The 16,985-nt window shown below is 35.9% G+C and carries 21 protein-coding genes; 15 read left to right on the top strand and 6 right to left on the bottom strand.

Translation table 11 applies throughout. The annotated features are described in order from the left end of the window. Positions 1-7 precede the first annotated feature (7 nt). Complete coding sequence (locus KTI78_RS05960) at positions 8-469, top strand: DUF6231 family protein (RefSeq protein ID WP_016141129.1); 462 nt, start codon at positions 8-10, stop codon at positions 467-469. Positions 470-568: 99 nt separating this feature from the next. Further along, complete coding sequence (locus tag KTI78_RS05955; RefSeq protein WP_262445521.1) at positions 569-1,159, top strand: YidB family protein; 591 nt, start codon at positions 569-571, stop codon at positions 1,157-1,159. 107 nt (positions 1,160-1,266) lie between these two features. On the opposite strand, the gene KTI78_RS05950 is transcribed toward KTI78_RS05955, so the two are convergent. From KTI78_RS05950 to KTI78_RS05935, 4 genes are all read right to left on the bottom strand, one after another. Further along, entirely contained in the window at positions 1,267-2,373 is a 1,107-nt protein-coding gene (locus tag KTI78_RS05950) for a porin (protein WP_016141127.1), read from the bottom strand. Positions 2,374-2,628: 255 nt separating this feature from the next. Then, positions 2,629-3,042 (bottom strand): HIT family protein, encoded by a 414-nt coding sequence (locus KTI78_RS05945; RefSeq protein WP_016141126.1) that lies wholly within the window; start codon positions 3,040-3,042, stop codon positions 2,629-2,631. A 17-nt stretch (positions 3,043-3,059) separates the two neighbouring features. Next, complete coding sequence (locus KTI78_RS05940) at positions 3,060-3,329, bottom strand: YARHG domain-containing protein (RefSeq protein WP_130172713.1); 270 nt, start codon at positions 3,327-3,329, stop codon at positions 3,060-3,062. A 298-nt stretch (positions 3,330-3,627) separates the two neighbouring features. Continuing rightward, entirely contained in the window at positions 3,628-4,713 is a 1,086-nt protein-coding gene (locus KTI78_RS05935; RefSeq protein WP_262445520.1) for an alpha/beta fold hydrolase, read from the bottom strand. Between the two features lie 135 nt (positions 4,714-4,848). On the opposite strand from KTI78_RS05935, the gene KTI78_RS05930 reads away from it, so the two are divergent. The 5 genes from KTI78_RS05930 (at position 4,849) to KTI78_RS05910 (ending at position 9,109) form a co-directional block, all read left to right on the top strand. Continuing rightward, a complete protein-coding gene (locus KTI78_RS05930; RefSeq protein WP_016141123.1) occupies positions 4,849-6,036 on the top strand; it encodes an O-succinylhomoserine sulfhydrylase in 1,188 nt (395 codons plus the stop codon). Between the two features lie 187 nt (positions 6,037-6,223). Continuing rightward, positions 6,224-6,460: a hypothetical protein gene (locus KTI78_RS05925; RefSeq protein WP_262445519.1), complete on the top strand. Its 237-nt coding sequence runs from the start codon at positions 6,224-6,226 to the stop codon at positions 6,458-6,460. Between the two features lie 258 nt (positions 6,461-6,718). After that, positions 6,719-7,048 carry a YbaB/EbfC family nucleoid-associated protein gene (locus tag KTI78_RS05920; protein ID WP_016141121.1) on the top strand — a complete coding sequence of 110 codons (330 nt, stop codon included), beginning with the start codon at positions 6,719-6,721 and terminating at the stop codon, positions 7,046-7,048. A 9-nt stretch (positions 7,049-7,057) separates the two neighbouring features. Next, complete coding sequence (gene recR / locus KTI78_RS05915) at positions 7,058-7,654, top strand: recombination mediator RecR (RefSeq protein WP_002113756.1); 597 nt, start codon at positions 7,058-7,060, stop codon at positions 7,652-7,654. Positions 7,655-7,984: 330 nt separating this feature from the next. Next, a complete protein-coding gene (locus KTI78_RS05910; protein WP_224991830.1) occupies positions 7,985-9,109 on the top strand; it encodes a ribonuclease D in 1,125 nt (374 codons plus the stop codon). Positions 9,110-9,563: 454 nt separating this feature from the next. Here KTI78_RS05910 and KTI78_RS05905 read toward each other — a convergent pair whose 3' ends face one another. Beyond that, a complete protein-coding gene (locus KTI78_RS05905) occupies positions 9,564-10,235 on the bottom strand; it encodes an FMN-dependent NADH-azoreductase (RefSeq protein ID WP_262445518.1) in 672 nt (223 codons plus the stop codon). Between the two features lie 121 nt (positions 10,236-10,356). Here KTI78_RS05905 and KTI78_RS05900 point away from each other — a divergent pair, with 121 nt between their 5' ends. From KTI78_RS05900 to KTI78_RS05890, 3 genes are all read left to right on the top strand, one after another. Further along, positions 10,357-11,208: a LysR family transcriptional regulator gene (locus KTI78_RS05900; protein ID WP_262445517.1), complete on the top strand. Its 852-nt coding sequence runs from the start codon at positions 10,357-10,359 to the stop codon at positions 11,206-11,208. A gap of 97 nt (positions 11,209-11,305) precedes the next feature. Then, on the top strand, positions 11,306-11,572 hold the full coding sequence (locus tag KTI78_RS05895) for a hypothetical protein (RefSeq protein WP_016141117.1): 267 nt from the start codon (positions 11,306-11,308) through the stop codon (positions 11,570-11,572). A gap of 179 nt (positions 11,573-11,751) precedes the next feature. Continuing rightward, on the top strand, positions 11,752-12,087 hold the full coding sequence (locus tag KTI78_RS05890) for a hypothetical protein (protein ID WP_262445516.1): 336 nt from the start codon (positions 11,752-11,754) through the stop codon (positions 12,085-12,087). A 70-nt stretch (positions 12,088-12,157) separates the two neighbouring features. Here the strand turns inward: KTI78_RS05890 and KTI78_RS05885 are convergent, their stop codons facing one another. Further along, positions 12,158-12,322, bottom strand: coding sequence for a hypothetical protein (locus KTI78_RS05885; RefSeq protein WP_016141115.1), 165 nt, complete (start codon positions 12,320-12,322; stop codon positions 12,158-12,160). A 464-nt stretch (positions 12,323-12,786) separates the two neighbouring features. On the opposite strand from KTI78_RS05885, the gene KTI78_RS05880 reads away from it, so the two are divergent. Genes KTI78_RS05880 through trpB form a run of 5 tightly spaced genes read left to right on the top strand, consistent with a single transcriptional unit; the run spans position 12,787 to position 16,797 of the window. Continuing rightward, the gene (locus tag KTI78_RS05880; protein WP_016141114.1) at positions 12,787-13,092 is read left to right on the top strand and encodes a YcgL domain-containing protein; all 306 of its coding nucleotides are present in this window, start codon (positions 12,787-12,789) and stop codon (positions 13,090-13,092) included. Beyond that, positions 13,085-13,471 carry a hypothetical protein gene (locus KTI78_RS05875; RefSeq protein ID WP_025470307.1) on the top strand — a complete coding sequence of 129 codons (387 nt, stop codon included), beginning with the start codon at positions 13,085-13,087 and terminating at the stop codon, positions 13,469-13,471. The genes KTI78_RS05880 and KTI78_RS05875 overlap by 8 nt, the downstream gene beginning before the upstream one ends. A gap of 29 nt (positions 13,472-13,500) precedes the next feature. Then, positions 13,501-14,352: an AAA family ATPase gene (locus tag KTI78_RS05870; protein ID WP_005069362.1), complete on the top strand. Its 852-nt coding sequence runs from the start codon at positions 13,501-13,503 to the stop codon at positions 14,350-14,352. 15 nt (positions 14,353-14,367) lie between these two features. After that, positions 14,368-15,555, top strand: coding sequence for a vWA domain-containing protein (locus tag KTI78_RS05865; RefSeq protein WP_000498060.1), 1,188 nt, complete (start codon positions 14,368-14,370; stop codon positions 15,553-15,555). A gap of 36 nt (positions 15,556-15,591) precedes the next feature. After that, the gene (trpB, locus tag KTI78_RS05860; protein WP_262445515.1) at positions 15,592-16,797 is read left to right on the top strand and encodes a tryptophan synthase subunit beta; all 1,206 of its coding nucleotides are present in this window, start codon (positions 15,592-15,594) and stop codon (positions 16,795-16,797) included. Positions 16,798-16,985 lie beyond the last annotated feature (188 nt).

The raw sequence follows: 16,985 nt of genomic DNA, 5'->3' as shown, positions 1-16,985 counted from the left end.
TGCAGTTATGGCTGAACAAAATGTCATCACTTCTATGCTAGACGATTTATCAAACGAACAGCCCATTCATACTGCACTTTGTATTGGCCAGAAAATTGACCAGAATAACGCAATTCAATGGCACTATTTTACCGTAACTGAGCTTTTAAGTCTGCCTTTTACTCAGCGTTATGATTTGGGTTTTGTATTGTTCGATACTGAGGAAATGCAGAACATCAGCGATATGCAAAAATCACAATTATTAGTGAAGCTAAGAGATTTATTAGCAAAACGTATTGTTGTCGTGAGCAAGCGCAGTGATGAACAGTTATTACGTTCTTTAGGTTTTACGCAACTCATTGATAAAACTTCACATGATAGTGATTTTGCTTTATGGCAATTTAACATCTTGACCTATAAACATGTGCCAGATTGGTTTAATTCAAAATTTTGGGCAAATCCAGAAAACTGGAATAAATTCCGTTGGTAAAAGAGCACTAAATCTCTTTCAAAATTTAACAATTTGGCTTTTGCTGTCTTCACAAGAATCCGCGTATGCTCATGTATAAACCATACATAAGAGTTACACATGACAAATTTAAGCAACATTGTAGAAGTTTTGGCTAAGCAAGCTTTAGGTGGGAATCAGCAAGCAGCAGGTCAAGGTGGTTTAGGTGGAATTTTAGGTTCAGTACTCGGACAAATGGGCGGTAATACTTCATCTGGTACTCAAGGTGGCCTGGGAGGCGTACTAGGTTCTGTATTAGGACAAGTCACTGGCAATAACAACACACCTCAAGCAGGCGGTGGTGTCCAAAGTTTATTAATTGCAGTTGTGCCTTTAATCTTGGGTTGGGTGCAGCAACAAGGTGGTTTACAGGCTGCATTAGAAAAGTTAAAAGGTGCAGGTTTAGGTAATCAAGTTCAAAGCTGGGTTGATCCAAATCAAAGTAATAGCGAAGTTCCTACTCAACAATTGCAGAGTTTATTTAATCCTGCTGACATTGAGCAGGTTGCTGCGCAAGCTCAAGCTCCAAAAGAGCAAGTTTACGGTGCAATTGCGTCAGTCTTACCTCAAGTCATTGACTCGTTAACACCTCAGGGTGATAGTACCGATCATCAGGAAGCAAACCAAGACATTCAAAACGTTATGAATCTTGTAAGTGGTTTCTTAAAGTAAGCTACAAAGTAAAAAAGCCGGTATAAAATTATCGGCTTTTTTAATCTGAACAATAAAATAAAAGGGCATGAGCCCTTTTATTTTAGATAGGAATCAAACATAACTGATTAGAAGTTATATTCGATACCAGTACCTACCACAGTTTGCTTGTCGTCATCATTCAACCAGTCGCGTTTTTGTTGAGCAACAATGCCGTAGAAGCGAGCTTGTTTATTGATTTGGTAATCAAGACCTAAACCGTACAAGTCGATTTTACGATCTGCTTGACCACTTACTTGTGTTTCAGCTGAAGCATATTCTGCTTTCACTTTAAGTTTAGTGTTAGGAATTTTATAAGCAGCTGTTACTGCATATGCTTCTTCCTCTAAACCACGGTAAGCTTTACCAGCTTTATCGATTGAACCATCTGATTTATATGATTGACCATATGCAGTCAAATCATCAGTAGGTTCAGCATGTTGCCATAAAGCACCTACAACAAAACCTGATTTTGCGATGTCATAAGAACCAGTTACACGGTAAGCATCTGTATAAACATCTTTCAGACCATAAGCCGCATATTTACCTTTAATACCGAAGTCACCAGCAGCAGCTACTGCTAAACCAATATCTTTGTTTTCGTAGCCAAGCGCAGTTGATACAGAGTCGAAACTATCATTTTTGCTATCTTTACCAGTTTCACCTGGTTTGCTATCAGAAGTGCTTTCACCAGTTTGAGCCATGATGTTGAATGTTAAACCAGCTAATAATTTAGGGTCTAATTCAAAACCGATCACATTGTCTAAACGGTTTTCACCATACATGATATTAGTAATATCTAAACGTGTATCGTCATTAAAGATGTCTTGATTACCGCCAGCAGCAGTTTTGAAGTAAGAGTCATACTTACCAACTTTTAATGTACCAACACCTTCAGTTTTTAAACCAATAAAACGGTTACGTGCGCTAAGGTCAGTATCAGAACCTGAACCATCAGTAGAAATTGCCCACTCGGCTAAATAAACAGCAGATAATTTGTCAGTTAATTTCTCTTCGCCTTTGACCCCAATACGAGAAGAGTTTGAGTTAATTTCGGTAACGTCACTTTTTCCATCGAAATTTTTATTATCAACTTGGTTAATAGAAACATTTAGTTTGCCATACAAAGTTGGCGCTGCTTGCACCGCGTTTATGCTCAAAGTTGCAACTGCGGCAGCGAGTAGCAATTTCTTCATTGAGATTTCTCCAAAAGGTATTTAAAAAGGGCGTATGCCTAGCTAACTATTTATTTTGTAGTTGACTTGTGTACAAAAAGTTACAAAAGCTCACCAACTTGCTAAGCAGTATCGGCAAATTTTGTGACAGGGAAGTGAAGAATAAATGACAGTTTTATGACGCTTAAAATTTAGAAATAAATTAGTTTTTTCTTTTTTTATAATTCTTAAAACGAAAAAAAGCGGAGTCTAAACTCCGCTTTAATAATTGAAAAATCAAAGAGCTGCTTTAATTTTTTCCGCTAATTCTTTAATTTTTTCTTGATCACCTAACTCTACAGCATGGCGTCCAAGTTGATGCACATTTGTTGGAATAAGGTGAAAATGAACATGGGGGACAGTTTGTCCCGCCGCTGCTCCAGAAAGTTGCATTAAGACAATACCTTCTAAATTGAGCGCTTTTTCCATTGCCTTAGCAATCTTTTGGACAATTTGTATAGTATATGCCGCTGCTTCAGGAGGTAAATCTAAGAGTGTTACAGCAGGTGTTTTTGGAATAACTAATGTATGACCATCGGCTTGAGGCATAATATCCATAAAAGCTAGAACTTGATCATCTTCATAGACTTTTATCGCAGGAAGTTCTCCACGTAAAATTTTTGCGAAGATATTTTGATCATCATATGCCATGTATTATTCCTTTAAAATTATTTACATTTCAATTCTTTCTGACGTTCTTTAATAGCGTCAAGACGTTGCTGCTCTTTGTCAGAAAACTTTGGTTTTGTCGTATGACAGTTTTCATTACCATATTTCTCTTTTGCATCAGGATCTTTAAAACAAAAGCCTTTTGATGCATAAATCAAATTGTAATCGTCTTGCAATTTTTGACATTCTTGCTCAGGTGTTGCAGCTTGTACGCTTAAACTAGCAATGCTCACCATGCCCGTAAAGACTGCAACCATAAATTTATTCATGAGCTTTTCCTCAGTTAAAGGTATGAACCTGTACTCAATATAAGGTTTATTGCCAAGATTTCAATGACTATTAATTACTCAAGTGTCATTTTGGTTTATAATTTGTTCAAATAATAAATAAAATTATTAGATATCAATAACTTAAAATATCAAATAAAAACATAAACTTAACTAAAAAATTATATGTTTTTCCATAATCTAATGGTTGTTGAACGTCTTATAATCGCTAGTAATGAGCAAAAAGAATTCTTAAATAGATCTGCTAATAAATTCCATAGATTGAATTTTGATCTTATCCTTAAATTTTTGTTGAGCGTTCGGTCAGCCATTTCGCTAGTTGTGGCCAGAATTCTAGAGCACTTGCCTGACTCGACATTAAGCCTAAATGACCGCCAGGGATAAGCGTAAACGTAACATCTTGACTGCTTGTCAACTCACTTAATGGAGATGCAGAGTCAGCAGTTACCAACTGATCACTACGGCCAGCGCCAACCAAGAGAGAGCAATCTATATTTTTTAATTCAATTTTCTGATCTTTTAGCTGAATAAAGCCGTGTTTCAATGGATTTTGTAACCACACATTAAACAACATGTCCTGATTAATTCCACCAGGATAATCAATCATATTATTTAAAAAGTTACTGAGGGTAGCATGCTCTTGTACAAATTGCAGGTCGTCAAGATTTTTTAATAGTTGAACATGGCCATCAAACCAACCTTTAGGATCAAGAATTTTAAAACCCAAGGAGTTTAAAATTCCTGGGCTATGAATCAAACGTTTTGGTAATCCAGCATAAACACGGTCCTGAATTTTTTTATTGCGACCAATAAAATGATTCATGGTTCGATAGAGCTTCCCAATATAACCAGAGGCATAACTGTCTATTGGACTACCAAGTACAATAAGATTTTTAACATGATTCGGTTGATTGAGAGCGGTGTATAAAGTAACGAATATACCAGCCATACTCCATCCATGTAGCGAGATTTGTTCACTCCCTGAATGTGCTCGAACAAGTTCTATTGCTTTAGGAATAAAATCTTTAATAAATGATAAAAAGTTAAGGTGTCTATCTTTAAACTTTAAACGCCCCCAATCAACTAAATAGACATCAAAGCCTGCATTTTGGAAGTATTTGATAAGAGAACGATAAGGGTATAAATCATAAATCGCCATATTGATGGCTAAAGGAGCTACAAATACTAAAGGCTCTTTAAATTGTTTATTGGTCGCAGCGTAATAGCGAATACGGGTTTGATTGAACCCCCCAATCACTTCAAAGGGAGTGCTTTGTGATAGTACCAATGATTTTGGATGAAATAGTCGGGTAGAAAGGTGCTTGATTTGACTTTGTTCAGAAACAAGGGACTTTAAGCGTTTCATCTTGCTTTACCAACTATTTACTAAAGTTGAATAAAGTCTAAGCGATAATTTTAAGGTTTACCTTGACCTTAAATACCTTAGACACTCAAAATGATGATAGTTTTTTAGTACATGACCAGTAAAGGCGCACATTTAATGAACCAGTCTGATGATTTAGAATACCAACTTGATACTTTAGCCATTCGTACCGGACATACTCGTAGTTTTGAGGGTGAGCATGGCGAACCGATTTTTTTGACTTCATCATTTGTATATGAAAACGCAGCTGAAGCTGCAGCAAAATTTTCTGGTCAGGTTCAAGGAAATATCTATTCTCGTTTTACTAATCCGACTGTATCGATGTTCGAAAAACGCCTAGCAGCTTTGGACGGCGCTGAGCGAGCTGTTGCAACAAGCTCGGGAATGGGCGCGATTTTGTCAGTTGCTATGGCATATTTAAAAGCTGGTGATCATGTTATTTGCTCAAGAGCAGTTTTTGGCTCAGTTGTTGCCTTATTTGAAAAATATATTGCCAAGTTTGGTGTAGATATTACATTTGTTGATTTATGTGATTTGGACGCATGGAAAAACGCTGTGCGTCCCGAAACTAAACTTTTTTTTGTTGAGTCGCCGTCTAACCCTCTAGCAGAGATCGCAGATATTCAGGCGCTTGCAGATATTGCCCATGCAAATGGTGCCTTACTTGCAGTTGATAACAGTTTCTGTACACCTGTTTTGCAGCAACCATTAAAGTTCGGGGCAGACCTTGTAATTTACTCGGCAACCAAATATTTAGATGGGCAAGGGCGCGCTTTAGGTGGTGCTGTTGTGGGTAATCATCAGTTATTAGAAGAAGTTTTTGGTGTTGTTCGTACGCTTGGACCATCAATGAGTCCATTTAATGCATGGGTTTTCTTAAAAGGTTTGGAAACTTTACGCTTGCGTATGAAAGCACACTGTGAAAGTGCTCAAATTCTTGCAGAATGGTTATCTAACCATGAAAAAGTAGAGAAGGTTTACTATGCCGGTTTACCAAATCATGTCGGTCATGAACTTGCTGCACAACAGCAAAAGGGTTTCGGTGGGATTGTATCCTTCGTTGTTAAAGGCGAGCGTGAAGGTGCTTGGAAGGTTATTGATAATACCAAGTTTATTTCGATTACCGGGAACTTAGGTGATGTGAAGTCAACAATTACACATCCGGCAACTACGACACATGGCAAACTTTCTGTAGAAGCAAAAGAAGCTGCAGGTATTCAAGAAGGTTTAATTCGCGTATCTGTAGGTCTAGAAGATATTAATGACATCATTGGTGATATTTCACGTGGGTTAGATCTCATCTAATTATTTTAAAATTTTTATCGAAACTATTTTAGTTGCTTAAAAGCCATCTCATGAGTTGAGGTGGTTTTTCTCTAAAGTTACTTAATTTTTACAATTGCAATAAAAAAACTACATTTTATTTAAATCGTAATGCCAAGCAAAGGTTATAAAGACTTTAAATCAAACTAAAATAAATGTGAGTTTTAAAATGCTTAAGCCTATTGCTATTGTTGTTGTGGTGGGGGTAGTTGGTGTCATTGGATACAAATTATTAACTAAACCTACGCAAAGCCCCGCATCAAATGAAACGACATTGTTAATCAGCAATGCTGAGAAATCAGTACAAGAAGCAGACGAGTCTATTGAAAAAGCGAATAACTCTTTCAAAAAAGTTCCTTTAAGCGAATATCAAACAATCAAAGAAGGTTTGCAGGCGTCTCAATAACCCTCTAAGGCACTTAAATCCTAAAGAAATGGCAGCTAGTTTTGCTTTTGCCAAGTATGTGGCTGCGTCAAATACAGCTAGAGATACCGATAGAAAACATTACTTTATTGTGTCAGAATTACGGATTAATTTGAGTTCAATGTACTAGCCTATATAGATTTTGATCAATAAGGCTAGCTCAACGAGATTAAGTTTTTATAAAGTATTGGCAGAACTGAATAATACTTTAAAGATTTGATAGAGATACGGAGTAAGGTTATGAATATCAATATGCTCATGCAGCAAGCGCAGCGCATGCAAAAAGATATGGAAACAAATATAAAAAAGGCTAAAGAAGAGCTTGCTCAAACTGAAGTTCAAGCAGAAGCTGGCGGTGGTTTAGTTAAAGTAACAATGACTGGCCGTTATATCGTAAAACGTATCGAAATTAATCCAGAATTACTTCAAGATGAGCCAGACATGATTGAAGATTTAATCGCTGCTGCGGTTAATGATGCTGTACGTCAAGCAGAAGTGATTTCTGAAGAAAAAATGCAAAAAGCAAATTCTGGTATGGGCTTGCCACCTGGCTTAGCGGGCATGTTCTAAGGAAATTCAGTGTTTAGTGATAGATTTGAACAACTCGTTCAAGCTTTACGTATATTGCCTAGCGTTGGTCCGAAATCGGCTCAACGTATGGCTTTACATCTTTTGATGAAAAATCGAGAAGGTGCATTTGCATTAGCTCATGCTCTACATGAAGCTTCAAGTTATATACATGAATGTAGTGTTTGTCATTCTCTGACTGAACATGAAATTTGTGATATTTGCGCCTCAACAGACAGAGATGATCAATTATTGTGTGTAGTTGAATCACCAGCAGATGTGATGGCGATTGAGCAAAGCGGCAGCTTTCGTGGCAAATACCATGTTTTAGGTGGACATCTTTCTCCATTAGATGGTATTGGACCTGAAGAAATTGGTATTCCTTATCTGATTCAGCGTTTAAGCCAAGGTACGATTGAAGAAGTGATTTTGGCAACGAATGCAACTGTAGAAGGACAGGCAACGGCTCATTATTTGGTAGAGGCGACTAAGCACTTACCAATACAAATGACACGTATTGCTCAGGGTGTACCTCAGGGTGGTGAACTCGAGTATGTCGATAGCCATACCTTAAGTCAGGCAGTGCATAACCGCATGAGAATGAAATAAGCATTGCGATGCTTATTTCATTAATACAATATCAATTTAATTGAAAAACTTCTGAATTGAATTCAACTATTAAACATAAATATTATTTTGTTTTTATAATAGTAGAAAGTTTAAATAGAATATGAATATAAGCATGAAAAAGATCTTATAAATTTTATAGAAGGGGTATTTGGAGATAAATTTAAAAATATAAATAAAAGCTCAAAAAATTATCTATTTTCGAAAAATTGTTCAAAAATAGAGTATTCATAAAGGTTTAAGTGGCATTTTTCTGCTTCTATGTTATATATACCAGAGTTTAAAGCACTCTTTGCATTTACTTGAGAAAGCATGTTTCAGTTTATCCAACAGCAAACCGAATTGGTTGATGTTCTTCAAAAAATGGATCAATGTTCAATATATGGACTTGATACAGAATTTATTAAGGTTGACACACTCTGGCCGAAACTTGGAGTATGCCAAGTCAATGTAAATGGCAATGTCTATCTGTTGGATGGTGTTTCATTAGATCTAAGTCAATTTTGGAAAAAGATCTTTCTTGCTCAGCAAAATATTTTTCATGCATGTGGAGAGGACATCGATTTAATCTACCATTATGCAGATCAAGAAGATTTGCTTAAAGTGTTTGACACTCAGGTAGGGCTTTCTTTCTTAGGCCATGGCTTGCAAGTAAGTTACCAAGGTGCTTTGAAGCTTTGTCTCGACATTGACATTGAAAAAGATCAAACAAGATCTGATTGGTTAGCTCGGCCTTTATCGCCGCAGCAACTTTGTTATGCCGCAAATGATGTTTTATATCTAATGAAGTTAGCTAGTCATATTCAAGAACAGCTTAAGCAAAAAGGGCTTTATGACTATGCTCTTGAGGATTGTAGTAGCTTAACTAAAGAAATTATTAGTGAAACTCCGACAGAATTACTCTATACCGATGTCGGCAATTATCGTCACTCACGTCGTCAGCTAATGCAGTTACAAAATTTAAGTGAATGGCGCGAATACATTGTAAAAGCAACAAACCAGCCACGTAGTTTTATTCTTAGAAACTCAACTATGATTGATATGGTTGAAAAGAACCCGCGTAATAGCTTTCAACTTTCGCAAGTGAAGGATATTCGTCCAAATGTGGTTCGTGAATATGGTAAAACTATTTTAGAATTACTTAAAGATCTACCTATCGAAAGTCAGTGGCCATCGAAAATTGCAAAACCTTTTAAAGTAACGTCTAAAGAGACTTTACATAAAATGGATATGGTGCTTGCTCATGCAATAAATGAAACTTCTATTCCCAAAGAAGTATTGCTGAGAAAAAAATGGTTAAATGCTATTCATCAACATGTTCTTTCGCAAGGTGATGAACAAGATCTACCTGATTATTTATTAGGTTGGCGTTATGAGTTGTTAACCCAACCATTAATCCAATTGTTTCAAGAAGAAAAACAAAGTCTATCGATTTAATATCCAATCCTATTTAAATTTAAAAGGCTCATCATGTGATGGGCCTTTTTATTCAATAAATGGCCAATACATTAAGATTTTAATTAATGAGATCTTATTTAAAAATAACTTAATTAAATATTAAAATTATAAAAATGAGTTTTCTGTAGATTATCTAAATAATTATTTTGCCTTATAAATTCATAAAACAATATAATAAAGGGAAAACAATTTAAAATTCCAATAATGAAATAAATTAACTTATACAGTGAGAAAAATTCAATTGCTTAAACATACAGGTCTGTATATTCTTGTTTTTAAGAAAAACAATTTCAATATATATAATATATAACTATAAGTTTGTTTCGGTGCAGAAATGAAAAGCCTACCCAATAGGGTAGGCTTATTTATTTTTATTGGTCTAATATTAATCTAACTTAATTTTAAAATTTTAAGTATTAATATCCTCTAAATTCTACATAAATGAATGAGCAATTTCGGACACAACTTTTTCAGCTTTGTGATAAGCATTTTCTAGTGACGATATATGCCGATGATCACCAAACTCTTGATATTCACAGGTAATTTCATAGATTTTCTCTACACCTAAATATTTACTGAGTGTACGAATATGAGGTAAAAGATGACTCATGTTGTTTCTGATACCATCCTCCTCAAAACCAAACTCTCCGCTCGAAGTGATAATAATTAATGTTTTACCAGACAAAAGAGGTTGTAAAGGAAAGTCTCCTCGAGCAAGGTCAAAATCAAAAGTTTTATTAATCCGAATAATTTGATCAAACCATGCTTTAAGCTGAGCAGGCATACCGTAATTGTACATAGGTGAAGAAATTACAAGGATGTCTGAATTTGAAACTTCTGCTATTAATTGATCTGATATAGATAAAACATCGTGTTGAGCTTGTGTTCTGTTAGTTTCAGGGGTGAATACGGCAGCGATCCATTCTTGAGTAATAAATGGTGGAGGATTCATTCCCACATCACGATAGATATATTCATCTATAGGCAGCTGTTTTTTCCATGAATTGATCAATCGAGTAGCAATATTTTTAGAAATCGAATTATGATTAGGATTAGCGTTAATCGCAGCTCTTACACTAGCATCTATATGTAATATTTTACTCATCGTTAGTTCCATAAAAGATTAAGATTTAATTTATTTTGAGTTTTAAAAGATAAGTAGACAAACGAGAAAATTACATTTATAGATGAGTTTAGTTCACCTATAAATATTATTGGGAGAAAGTATGCAAGTTTCTTTGCAGGCCCTTAAAGCATTTGAATCAGCAGCTCGATTGGGTAGTTTTAAGTTAGCCGCTGAAGAACTTTCGCTCACACCAACTGCAATTTCGCATCATATTACGAATCTAGAAAGCAGATTAAATGTTGATTTATTTCACCGACAAGTAAGAAAAATCACGCTTACAACAACAGGAGAAAGACTCGCTGGGGCAATTTCTGAAGGATTTCGTAAAATTGAAGATGCCTTAGATGAAATAACGGTAAATGGAAACGTAGTGAGAGTGGCGAGTACGTCTTCACTCGCTGCAATGTTATTAATTCCTTCAATAAATGAATTTTATCAATTGCATCCCGATATCTCAGTGGAATTTTCTACAGGTGAAGTTTTAGAAAATCATTTATATACCTTACCTATCCGATATGGCGACATATCTTTCGTCCAGTCTCAAGATATTGTTAAATATGATTCTTTTAATATGTTTGGTTCATCAAAACTTGATCCACTTAGATGCCCGAGTGAGCCAATAACTTTATTTACAACAGAATGGAAAAATAAGGCATTACCAAGTACAACTCTAGAGGCTTGGTTTGAGGAAAATGAATGGGATCAAAAGAGGGTAACAATTAAGAAATTTGATCAGGAGATTTTCGGGATACATGAAGCCTTATCTGCCAATGGATTAGTATTTTGCTCTCATACACTGGCCCATAGGTTTGTTAAAGCGAATCTTTTACAAGAGTTTGAAACTAAAACAGTTCAATCAAAGCTATGTTACTACATACCAAATAAGGAAGATTTTAAGAATAGAAATGCTAGAAAATTTATCGAGTGGGTAGAAAATTTATTGAATCAATAAACTTATATCTTTAAATGAATTTAACTACATAACACTAAAACTTATATCGCTTTTTTATGTTATAAAATTAGATAAATTAATAATTAGAGAGATAAATATGCTTAATAACTTTAATGCTGAACAAGCTCGGCAAAATGCTAAAAATTTTAAAATAAATCAAGATGTCATATTGGAAAAAATTTTAACTGGTACTGAGTCAGAATCTAAGGAGGGGAAGCGAAAAGCAAATTTTTGGTTTCCTGTTGATGCCATAAGTCCTGATCATCTTACATTGGTTGAAGAGGAGCTTAAAAGTAGAGGTTTTAATGTCTCAACTGATATTGAACATTCAGGTACTACAATCACAATTGAAATAAGCTTCTAATCATTGATAGGTTTTAACTAAACCATTCTTAAAATAAGAGTGGTTTTTTATTGCATGATTTTTCGTGACCTAAAAGAAGCATATATAAAATTATTTACAATTAAACTTATATTAATCAGGTTTTTATTTGACAGCTTCCATCTTCTTCTGTAGCTTTATTTTTTGAGTGGAATATGGATATGAACTTCCAAACAATACTTTTAAACTTCAAAAATCAATCTACTGGTACAGATGCATTTAAAGATTTAAAAAATGCTTGTGAACAGTCTCTTAAAGAATCTCAAAATACAAAAGAAAAAGCAGCCATTTACCTAATCTACGGTTTTGCCCGTAGTTATGTACTCTTATATGAAGATGAAGCAGTAACGACTGAATTTTCCCATGCCTCTAAAACTCAGCTTATTACCTATATGGAAAGACTTAATCAGGCTTTATTAAGCCATGAGGATAGCGCTATTTTGAATGCTTTAAATCAAGTAAGCGATGACTATATAAAAAGCTCTCGAGTCTTCTAGAGCAAATGAACAAGTGCTTAAATAAAAATACTTCTTTAGTTTGAGCTAAAGAAGTATTTATTTTTATATATTAATGAGACTTTTTCTTACCGCCACCATCTTGTTTATTGACGGTAGACCATGCAATTCGTTCGGCTTCTTCTTCAGAATGACCTCTATCTACTTCACTCTCAACAATATGTTTGGCCTGACGTTTTTGCTTGGCTGTATAAGCAGTTTTATCACCACGAGGCATAATTTTGTCCTCCATATCTATGAACAAGATACTTACTATTGAAACATATCTCGCTATTAAACGAGTTAAATAATGTCTGGTGATGTGTAGTGAAGTAGTTAAAAGTTTTACTCAAGTGTATATTCTTACATAAGTAAAAAAGAAATTTATTATTTTTAATAGCTTAAGTATAAATCTTATAAGAAGGCTATCAACAAGTATTCAATAATGAATGCTTTTTTGCCGGTCCTAAAACTGATTTTATTTTAGTAAAATAGATTTTTAATTTATCATTTTAAATCAAGTGATTATATGAATTTGGTGAAATTCTATTATTGTTTACAACAAAGTAATTATCGACCTTAATCAATGTTGTAGGTTAATATTTCTCAAGAATTAAAAAAACGACTGATGCGTAAACAAACCTGCGTGTGTGTGTCGTTTTTTTTCATGTATGCTGTCCTTAGTTCAAGAGTTGATTTGAAATGCACTGTGATATTTATAGATCGAGCAAAAAAGATGAAATGTACATGTATATTGCTCGTCCAAACTATCCTGACGATGCGGAGCAAGCTGATCCGTTTGAAAATGTTCCTGAAGCTGTTTTACAAGCGTTTGGTCGTGCAACGTTTGTCATGCATTTAGAATTAGCTCCAACACGTAAATTGGCGCGTGTTAACGTTTTACATGTTTTAGACTCATTACAAACAAAAGGTTTCTTTATTCAGATGCCGCCAGAAGGGTTAATTAACCCAAATGCAGTTGAACCAGAGGGCTTACGTGGTGCGTGAAGATCAAACTGGAATAATGAATCAATTATTTTCTTTTTTGGACGTTGTTCCTGAAGGTGTTATTGCTTTAACAGCTTACGGAATAGGCGCTATTATTGCTTTGTGGTGTTGGTGGCGATTAATGCGCCGTCTTCCTACAACTCTTGGTGCAATTAGCTGGCTTGTGGTATTTGCTATTTTAGTCACACCAACAGTGTCTGAGGGGCCGAATGCATCTGTGGCACCTGCTATTTTTGGACTCCTTTTTGGTGTTTTAACTAAAGATAGTCCGTTAATTTGGTCAAATTTATCTTTAATTCTGTTTGTAGTTGGTCTAGGTTTGGTGATTGGATATTGTTGGTCAAAATATTCAACTAACAAAAACATGCGTTCCATCTAACCATTGAAATAGAAAAATAAGGTCTTTACATGTCTGCTGATACCCAACATTTTACTGGTACAGATCAATATATCGCGACTGATAGTCTTAAGCTTGCTGTAAAAGCAGCTCGTGCTTTGCAAAAGCCTTTACTGATTAAGGGTGAACCTGGCACGGGGAAAACTTTACTTGCTGAACAAGTAGCAGAAAGCTTAGGTTTAAAACTGATTACTTGGCATATCAAATCTACAACCAAAGCGCAGCAAGGGTTGTATGAATATGATGCAGTTTCTCGTTTACGAGACAGCCAGTTAGGTGATGACCGAGTTTACGATATTAAGAACTATATTAAGCCCGGTAAATTGTGGGAAGCTTTCACGAGTGAAGAGCGCTGCGTATTATTAATTGATGAAATTGATAAAGCTGATATCGAGTTTCCAAATGACTTGCTGCATGAACTCGATAAAATGTCTTTTTATGTTTACGAAACGAATGAAACAATTACCGCAACACAACGTCCAATAGTCATTATTACTTCGAATAATGAAAAAGAATTACCCGATGCTTTCTTGCGTCGTTGTTTCTTCCACTACATTGAATTTCCAGATGAAGCGACCATGCGAGAAATCATTGCGGTTCATTTCCCCAATATCTCTGCAACATTGGTGAACGAAGCTTTACAGGTGTTCTTTAAACTCCGTGAAATTCCTAATTTGAAGAAACCGCCATCGACTTCTGAGTTAATTGATTGGTTAAGTTTACTCATGGCAGATGATATGCCAGAAGATGTATTACGCAATCGAGATACATCTAAAGCGATTCCACCTTTATATGGTGCTCTCATCAAAAACGAGCAGGATGTGCAACTCCTCGAACGTTTGGCTTTCATGTCTCGACGTTAAGGGAGGGAATAACCCATGTTTGTGCGGTTATTTTACACCTTACGTAAATATGGTGTTCCAGTTACTACTCGTGAACTCATTGATTTAAACCGTGCAGTGAGTGAAGGCTTAGTTTTTGCCGATCAAGAAGAGTTTTATCAGCTTGCTAAAACTATTTTAGTTAAAGATGAACGCTTTTTTGACAAGTTTGATCGTGCCATGAAAGATTACTTTGATGGTATTGAAACTTTTGATATCGATGAGTTACTTAAGCAAGTTCATAAATTACCAAAAGACTGGTTCGATTTAGAACTTCTCGAAAAGCACTTAACACCAGAGCAAAGAGCTGAACTCCAAAAAGCAGGTTCTTTAGAAGAATTGATGAAAATGCTGGAAGAGCGATTACGCGAACAGCATAAGAAACACCAAGGTGGTAACCGTATGGTTGGCACAGGTGGAACTTCACCTTTTGGAGCTTTTGGTGACCATCCAGAAGGCGTACGAATTGGTGGGCCAGGCCGTAAACGTTCGGCGGTTAAAGTCTGGGAACAACGTAAATACCAAAATCTAGATGATGACCAAGTTCTTGGTACTCGTCAGATGCAAATTGCTTTACGCCGGTTACGCAAATTTGCTCGCCAAGGGGCAGCTGAAGAGTTAGACGTTGACGGAACTATTCGAGAAACAGCCAAACAAGGTATTTTGGATGTTCAGATGGTGCCAGAGCGTCGTAATCGAATCAAAGTACTTATGTTGTTTGATGTGGGCGGTTCGATGGATGCGCACATTGCTCAATGTGAGAAACTTTTTAGCGCAGCTAAAACTGAATTTAAAACACTCGAATACTTTTATTTCCATAACTGTCTTTATGACTATGTCTGGAAAGATAATTATCGAAGAACTGCGACCCGCATGAATACGTGGGATTTGTTTCATACTTATGGACGCGACTACCGTGTAATTGTGGTAGGTGATGCCAGTATGGCACCGTATGAGCTGAAATCGGTGGGTGGTTCGGTTGAATATATGAATGATGAAACAGGTGAGGTTTGGTTACGTCGCCTACGTCAACATTTTGATAAAACAGCGTGGTTAAACCCTGAAACTGAAGGGTATTGGCATTACACTCAAACCATTGGTTGGATTAAAGAGATTTTTGAAAATCATATGTATCCAATGACGCTAAAAGGCATTGAGGATTTAACGCGCTACCTTTCTCGATAAACTTGATAACTTTAATAATTTAAAAAAGAGGATGATATGCAACATCAAATTAATGGTATTGCTTTACCGAATGAACAGGGATTTTTTGGTGAATATGGCGGTCAATTCATTCCGCCGCATTTAAAAGAAGCAATGGATGAAATTAATGTTGCTTATGAAGAAATCCGCCATACAGCGGAATTTCAAAATGAACTATCAGATCTTTTTTCAAATTATGTAGGCCGTCCAAGCCCTTTATTTCATGCTAAACGTCTGTCAGAACAGTTAGGCGGTGCGCAAATTTATTTAAAGCGTGAAGATTTAAATCACACAGGTGCCCACAAAATTAATCACTGCTTAGGTGAGGCCTTACTTGCTAAATATATGGGCAAAAAGAAGGTTATTGCTGAAACAGGTGCGGGTCAGCATGGGGTCGCTTTAGCAACAGCTTGTGCTTTAGTGGGTATTCCATGTGAAATCCACATGGGGCAAGTAGATATCGAAAAAGAGCATCCTAATGTGGTCAAAATGAAAATTTTGGGTGCTCATTTGGTAGCAGTTACACGTGGTACAGCAACTTTAAAAGATGCTGTAGATAGTGCATTTGAAGAATATTTAAAAGATCCTAAAAATTTTATATATGCCATTGGTTCTGTAGTTGGACCACATCCATTTCCAAAAATGGTTCGAGATTTTCAATCGATTATTGGTCATGAAATTAAAGAGCAGACACATCATCGTTTTGGAAAAAATCCGGATTATGTCGTGGCATGTGTAGGAGGCGGTTCAAATGCGATTGGCGCTTTTACCGCATTTTTAAATGATTCGGATGTGAAATTAGTCGGGGTTGAACCAGCTGGACATGGTTTAGAAACCAATATGCATTCAGCAACACTAACTTTAGGTAAGCCAAGTCAAATTCATGGTATGGCGTGTTATGTGCTTGAAAATGAGGCTGGTGAACCTTTACCGGTGCATTCTATTGCTTCAGGATTGGACTATCCGGGTGTTGGACCACAACATAGCTTCTTAAAAGATTTAGGACGTGTTGAATATAGCACTGCAACTGACCAAGAATGTTTAGAGGCTTTTATGACCTTATCACGTGTTGAGGGCATTGTTCCTGCGCTTGAAAGCTCACATGCGGTAGCTTGGGCAATTCGTGAAGCGCCTCAACTACCGAAAGAAACCATGATTGTGGTTAATCTCTCTGGACGTGGAGATAAAGACTCTGATTATGTAGCAGAGAAGCTTAAGCTTTAAGCCAACTCAAGACGAAAAGCGGTCAATATTTGAAGACCGCTTTTTTATTTTAGAAATTAAATTTATGGCTACTTAAAACTTCATTATTTCTTAATTAAAACAAAGTATTCTAATTTTAAGCTGTGATTGTTAGAGATAGGTGTGTAAAACACTGGTTCACAAGGCAAAGCGTTGCGTTGCTTGGTCTC

It is taken from the genome of Acinetobacter sp. WU_MDCI_Abxe161 (genome assembly GCF_025514355.1).
Taxonomy (GTDB): Bacteria; Pseudomonadota; Gammaproteobacteria; order Pseudomonadales; family Moraxellaceae; genus Acinetobacter; species Acinetobacter pittii_E.
The sequence above is the reverse complement of the archived record's forward strand: the minus strand, read 5'-3'. Positions and strand labels throughout refer to the sequence as shown.

Excerpts from the sequence above, each read along its gene's own strand:
- KTI78_RS05945 (WP_016141126.1), bottom strand. The coding sequence starts at position 3,042 with ATGGCATATGATGATCAAAATATCTTCGCAAAAATTTTACGTGGAGAA.
- KTI78_RS05880 (WP_016141114.1), top strand. The coding sequence starts at position 12,787 with ATGCACTGTGATATTTATAGATCGAGCAAAAAAGATGAAATGTACATG.
- KTI78_RS05910 (WP_224991830.1), top strand. The coding sequence starts at position 7,985 with ATGTTTCAGTTTATCCAACAGCAAACCGAATTGGTTGATGTTCTTCAA.
- KTI78_RS05940 (WP_130172713.1), bottom strand. The coding sequence starts at position 3,329 with ATGAATAAATTTATGGTTGCAGTCTTTACGGGCATGGTGAGCATTGCT.
- KTI78_RS05920 (WP_016141121.1), top strand. The coding sequence starts at position 6,719 with ATGAATATCAATATGCTCATGCAGCAAGCGCAGCGCATGCAAAAAGAT.
- KTI78_RS05955 (WP_262445521.1), top strand. The coding sequence starts at position 569 with ATGACAAATTTAAGCAACATTGTAGAAGTTTTGGCTAAGCAAGCTTTA.
- KTI78_RS05890 (WP_262445516.1), top strand. The coding sequence starts at position 11,752 with ATGAACTTCCAAACAATACTTTTAAACTTCAAAAATCAATCTACTGGT.
- KTI78_RS05950 (WP_016141127.1), bottom strand. The coding sequence starts at position 2,373 with ATGAAGAAATTGCTACTCGCTGCCGCAGTTGCAACTTTGAGCATAAAC.
- KTI78_RS05885 (WP_016141115.1), bottom strand. The coding sequence starts at position 12,322 with ATGCCTCGTGGTGATAAAACTGCTTATACAGCCAAGCAAAAACGTCAG.
- KTI78_RS05930 (WP_016141123.1), top strand. The coding sequence starts at position 4,849 with ATGAACCAGTCTGATGATTTAGAATACCAACTTGATACTTTAGCCATT.
- KTI78_RS05870 (WP_005069362.1), top strand. The coding sequence starts at position 13,501 with ATGTCTGCTGATACCCAACATTTTACTGGTACAGATCAATATATCGCG.
- KTI78_RS05900 (WP_262445517.1), top strand. The coding sequence starts at position 10,357 with ATGCAAGTTTCTTTGCAGGCCCTTAAAGCATTTGAATCAGCAGCTCGA.
- KTI78_RS05905 (WP_262445518.1), bottom strand. The coding sequence starts at position 10,235 with ATGAGTAAAATATTACATATAGATGCTAGTGTAAGAGCTGCGATTAAC.
- trpB (WP_262445515.1), top strand. The coding sequence starts at position 15,592 with ATGCAACATCAAATTAATGGTATTGCTTTACCGAATGAACAGGGATTT.
- KTI78_RS05865 (WP_000498060.1), top strand. The coding sequence starts at position 14,368 with ATGTTTGTGCGGTTATTTTACACCTTACGTAAATATGGTGTTCCAGTT.
- KTI78_RS05935 (WP_262445520.1), bottom strand. The coding sequence starts at position 4,713 with ATGAAACGCTTAAAGTCCCTTGTTTCTGAACAAAGTCAAATCAAGCAC.
- KTI78_RS05895 (WP_016141117.1), top strand. The coding sequence starts at position 11,306 with ATGCTTAATAACTTTAATGCTGAACAAGCTCGGCAAAATGCTAAAAAT.
- KTI78_RS05960 (WP_016141129.1), top strand. The coding sequence starts at position 8 with ATGGCTGAACAAAATGTCATCACTTCTATGCTAGACGATTTATCAAAC.
- KTI78_RS05925 (WP_262445519.1), top strand. The coding sequence starts at position 6,224 with ATGCTTAAGCCTATTGCTATTGTTGTTGTGGTGGGGGTAGTTGGTGTC.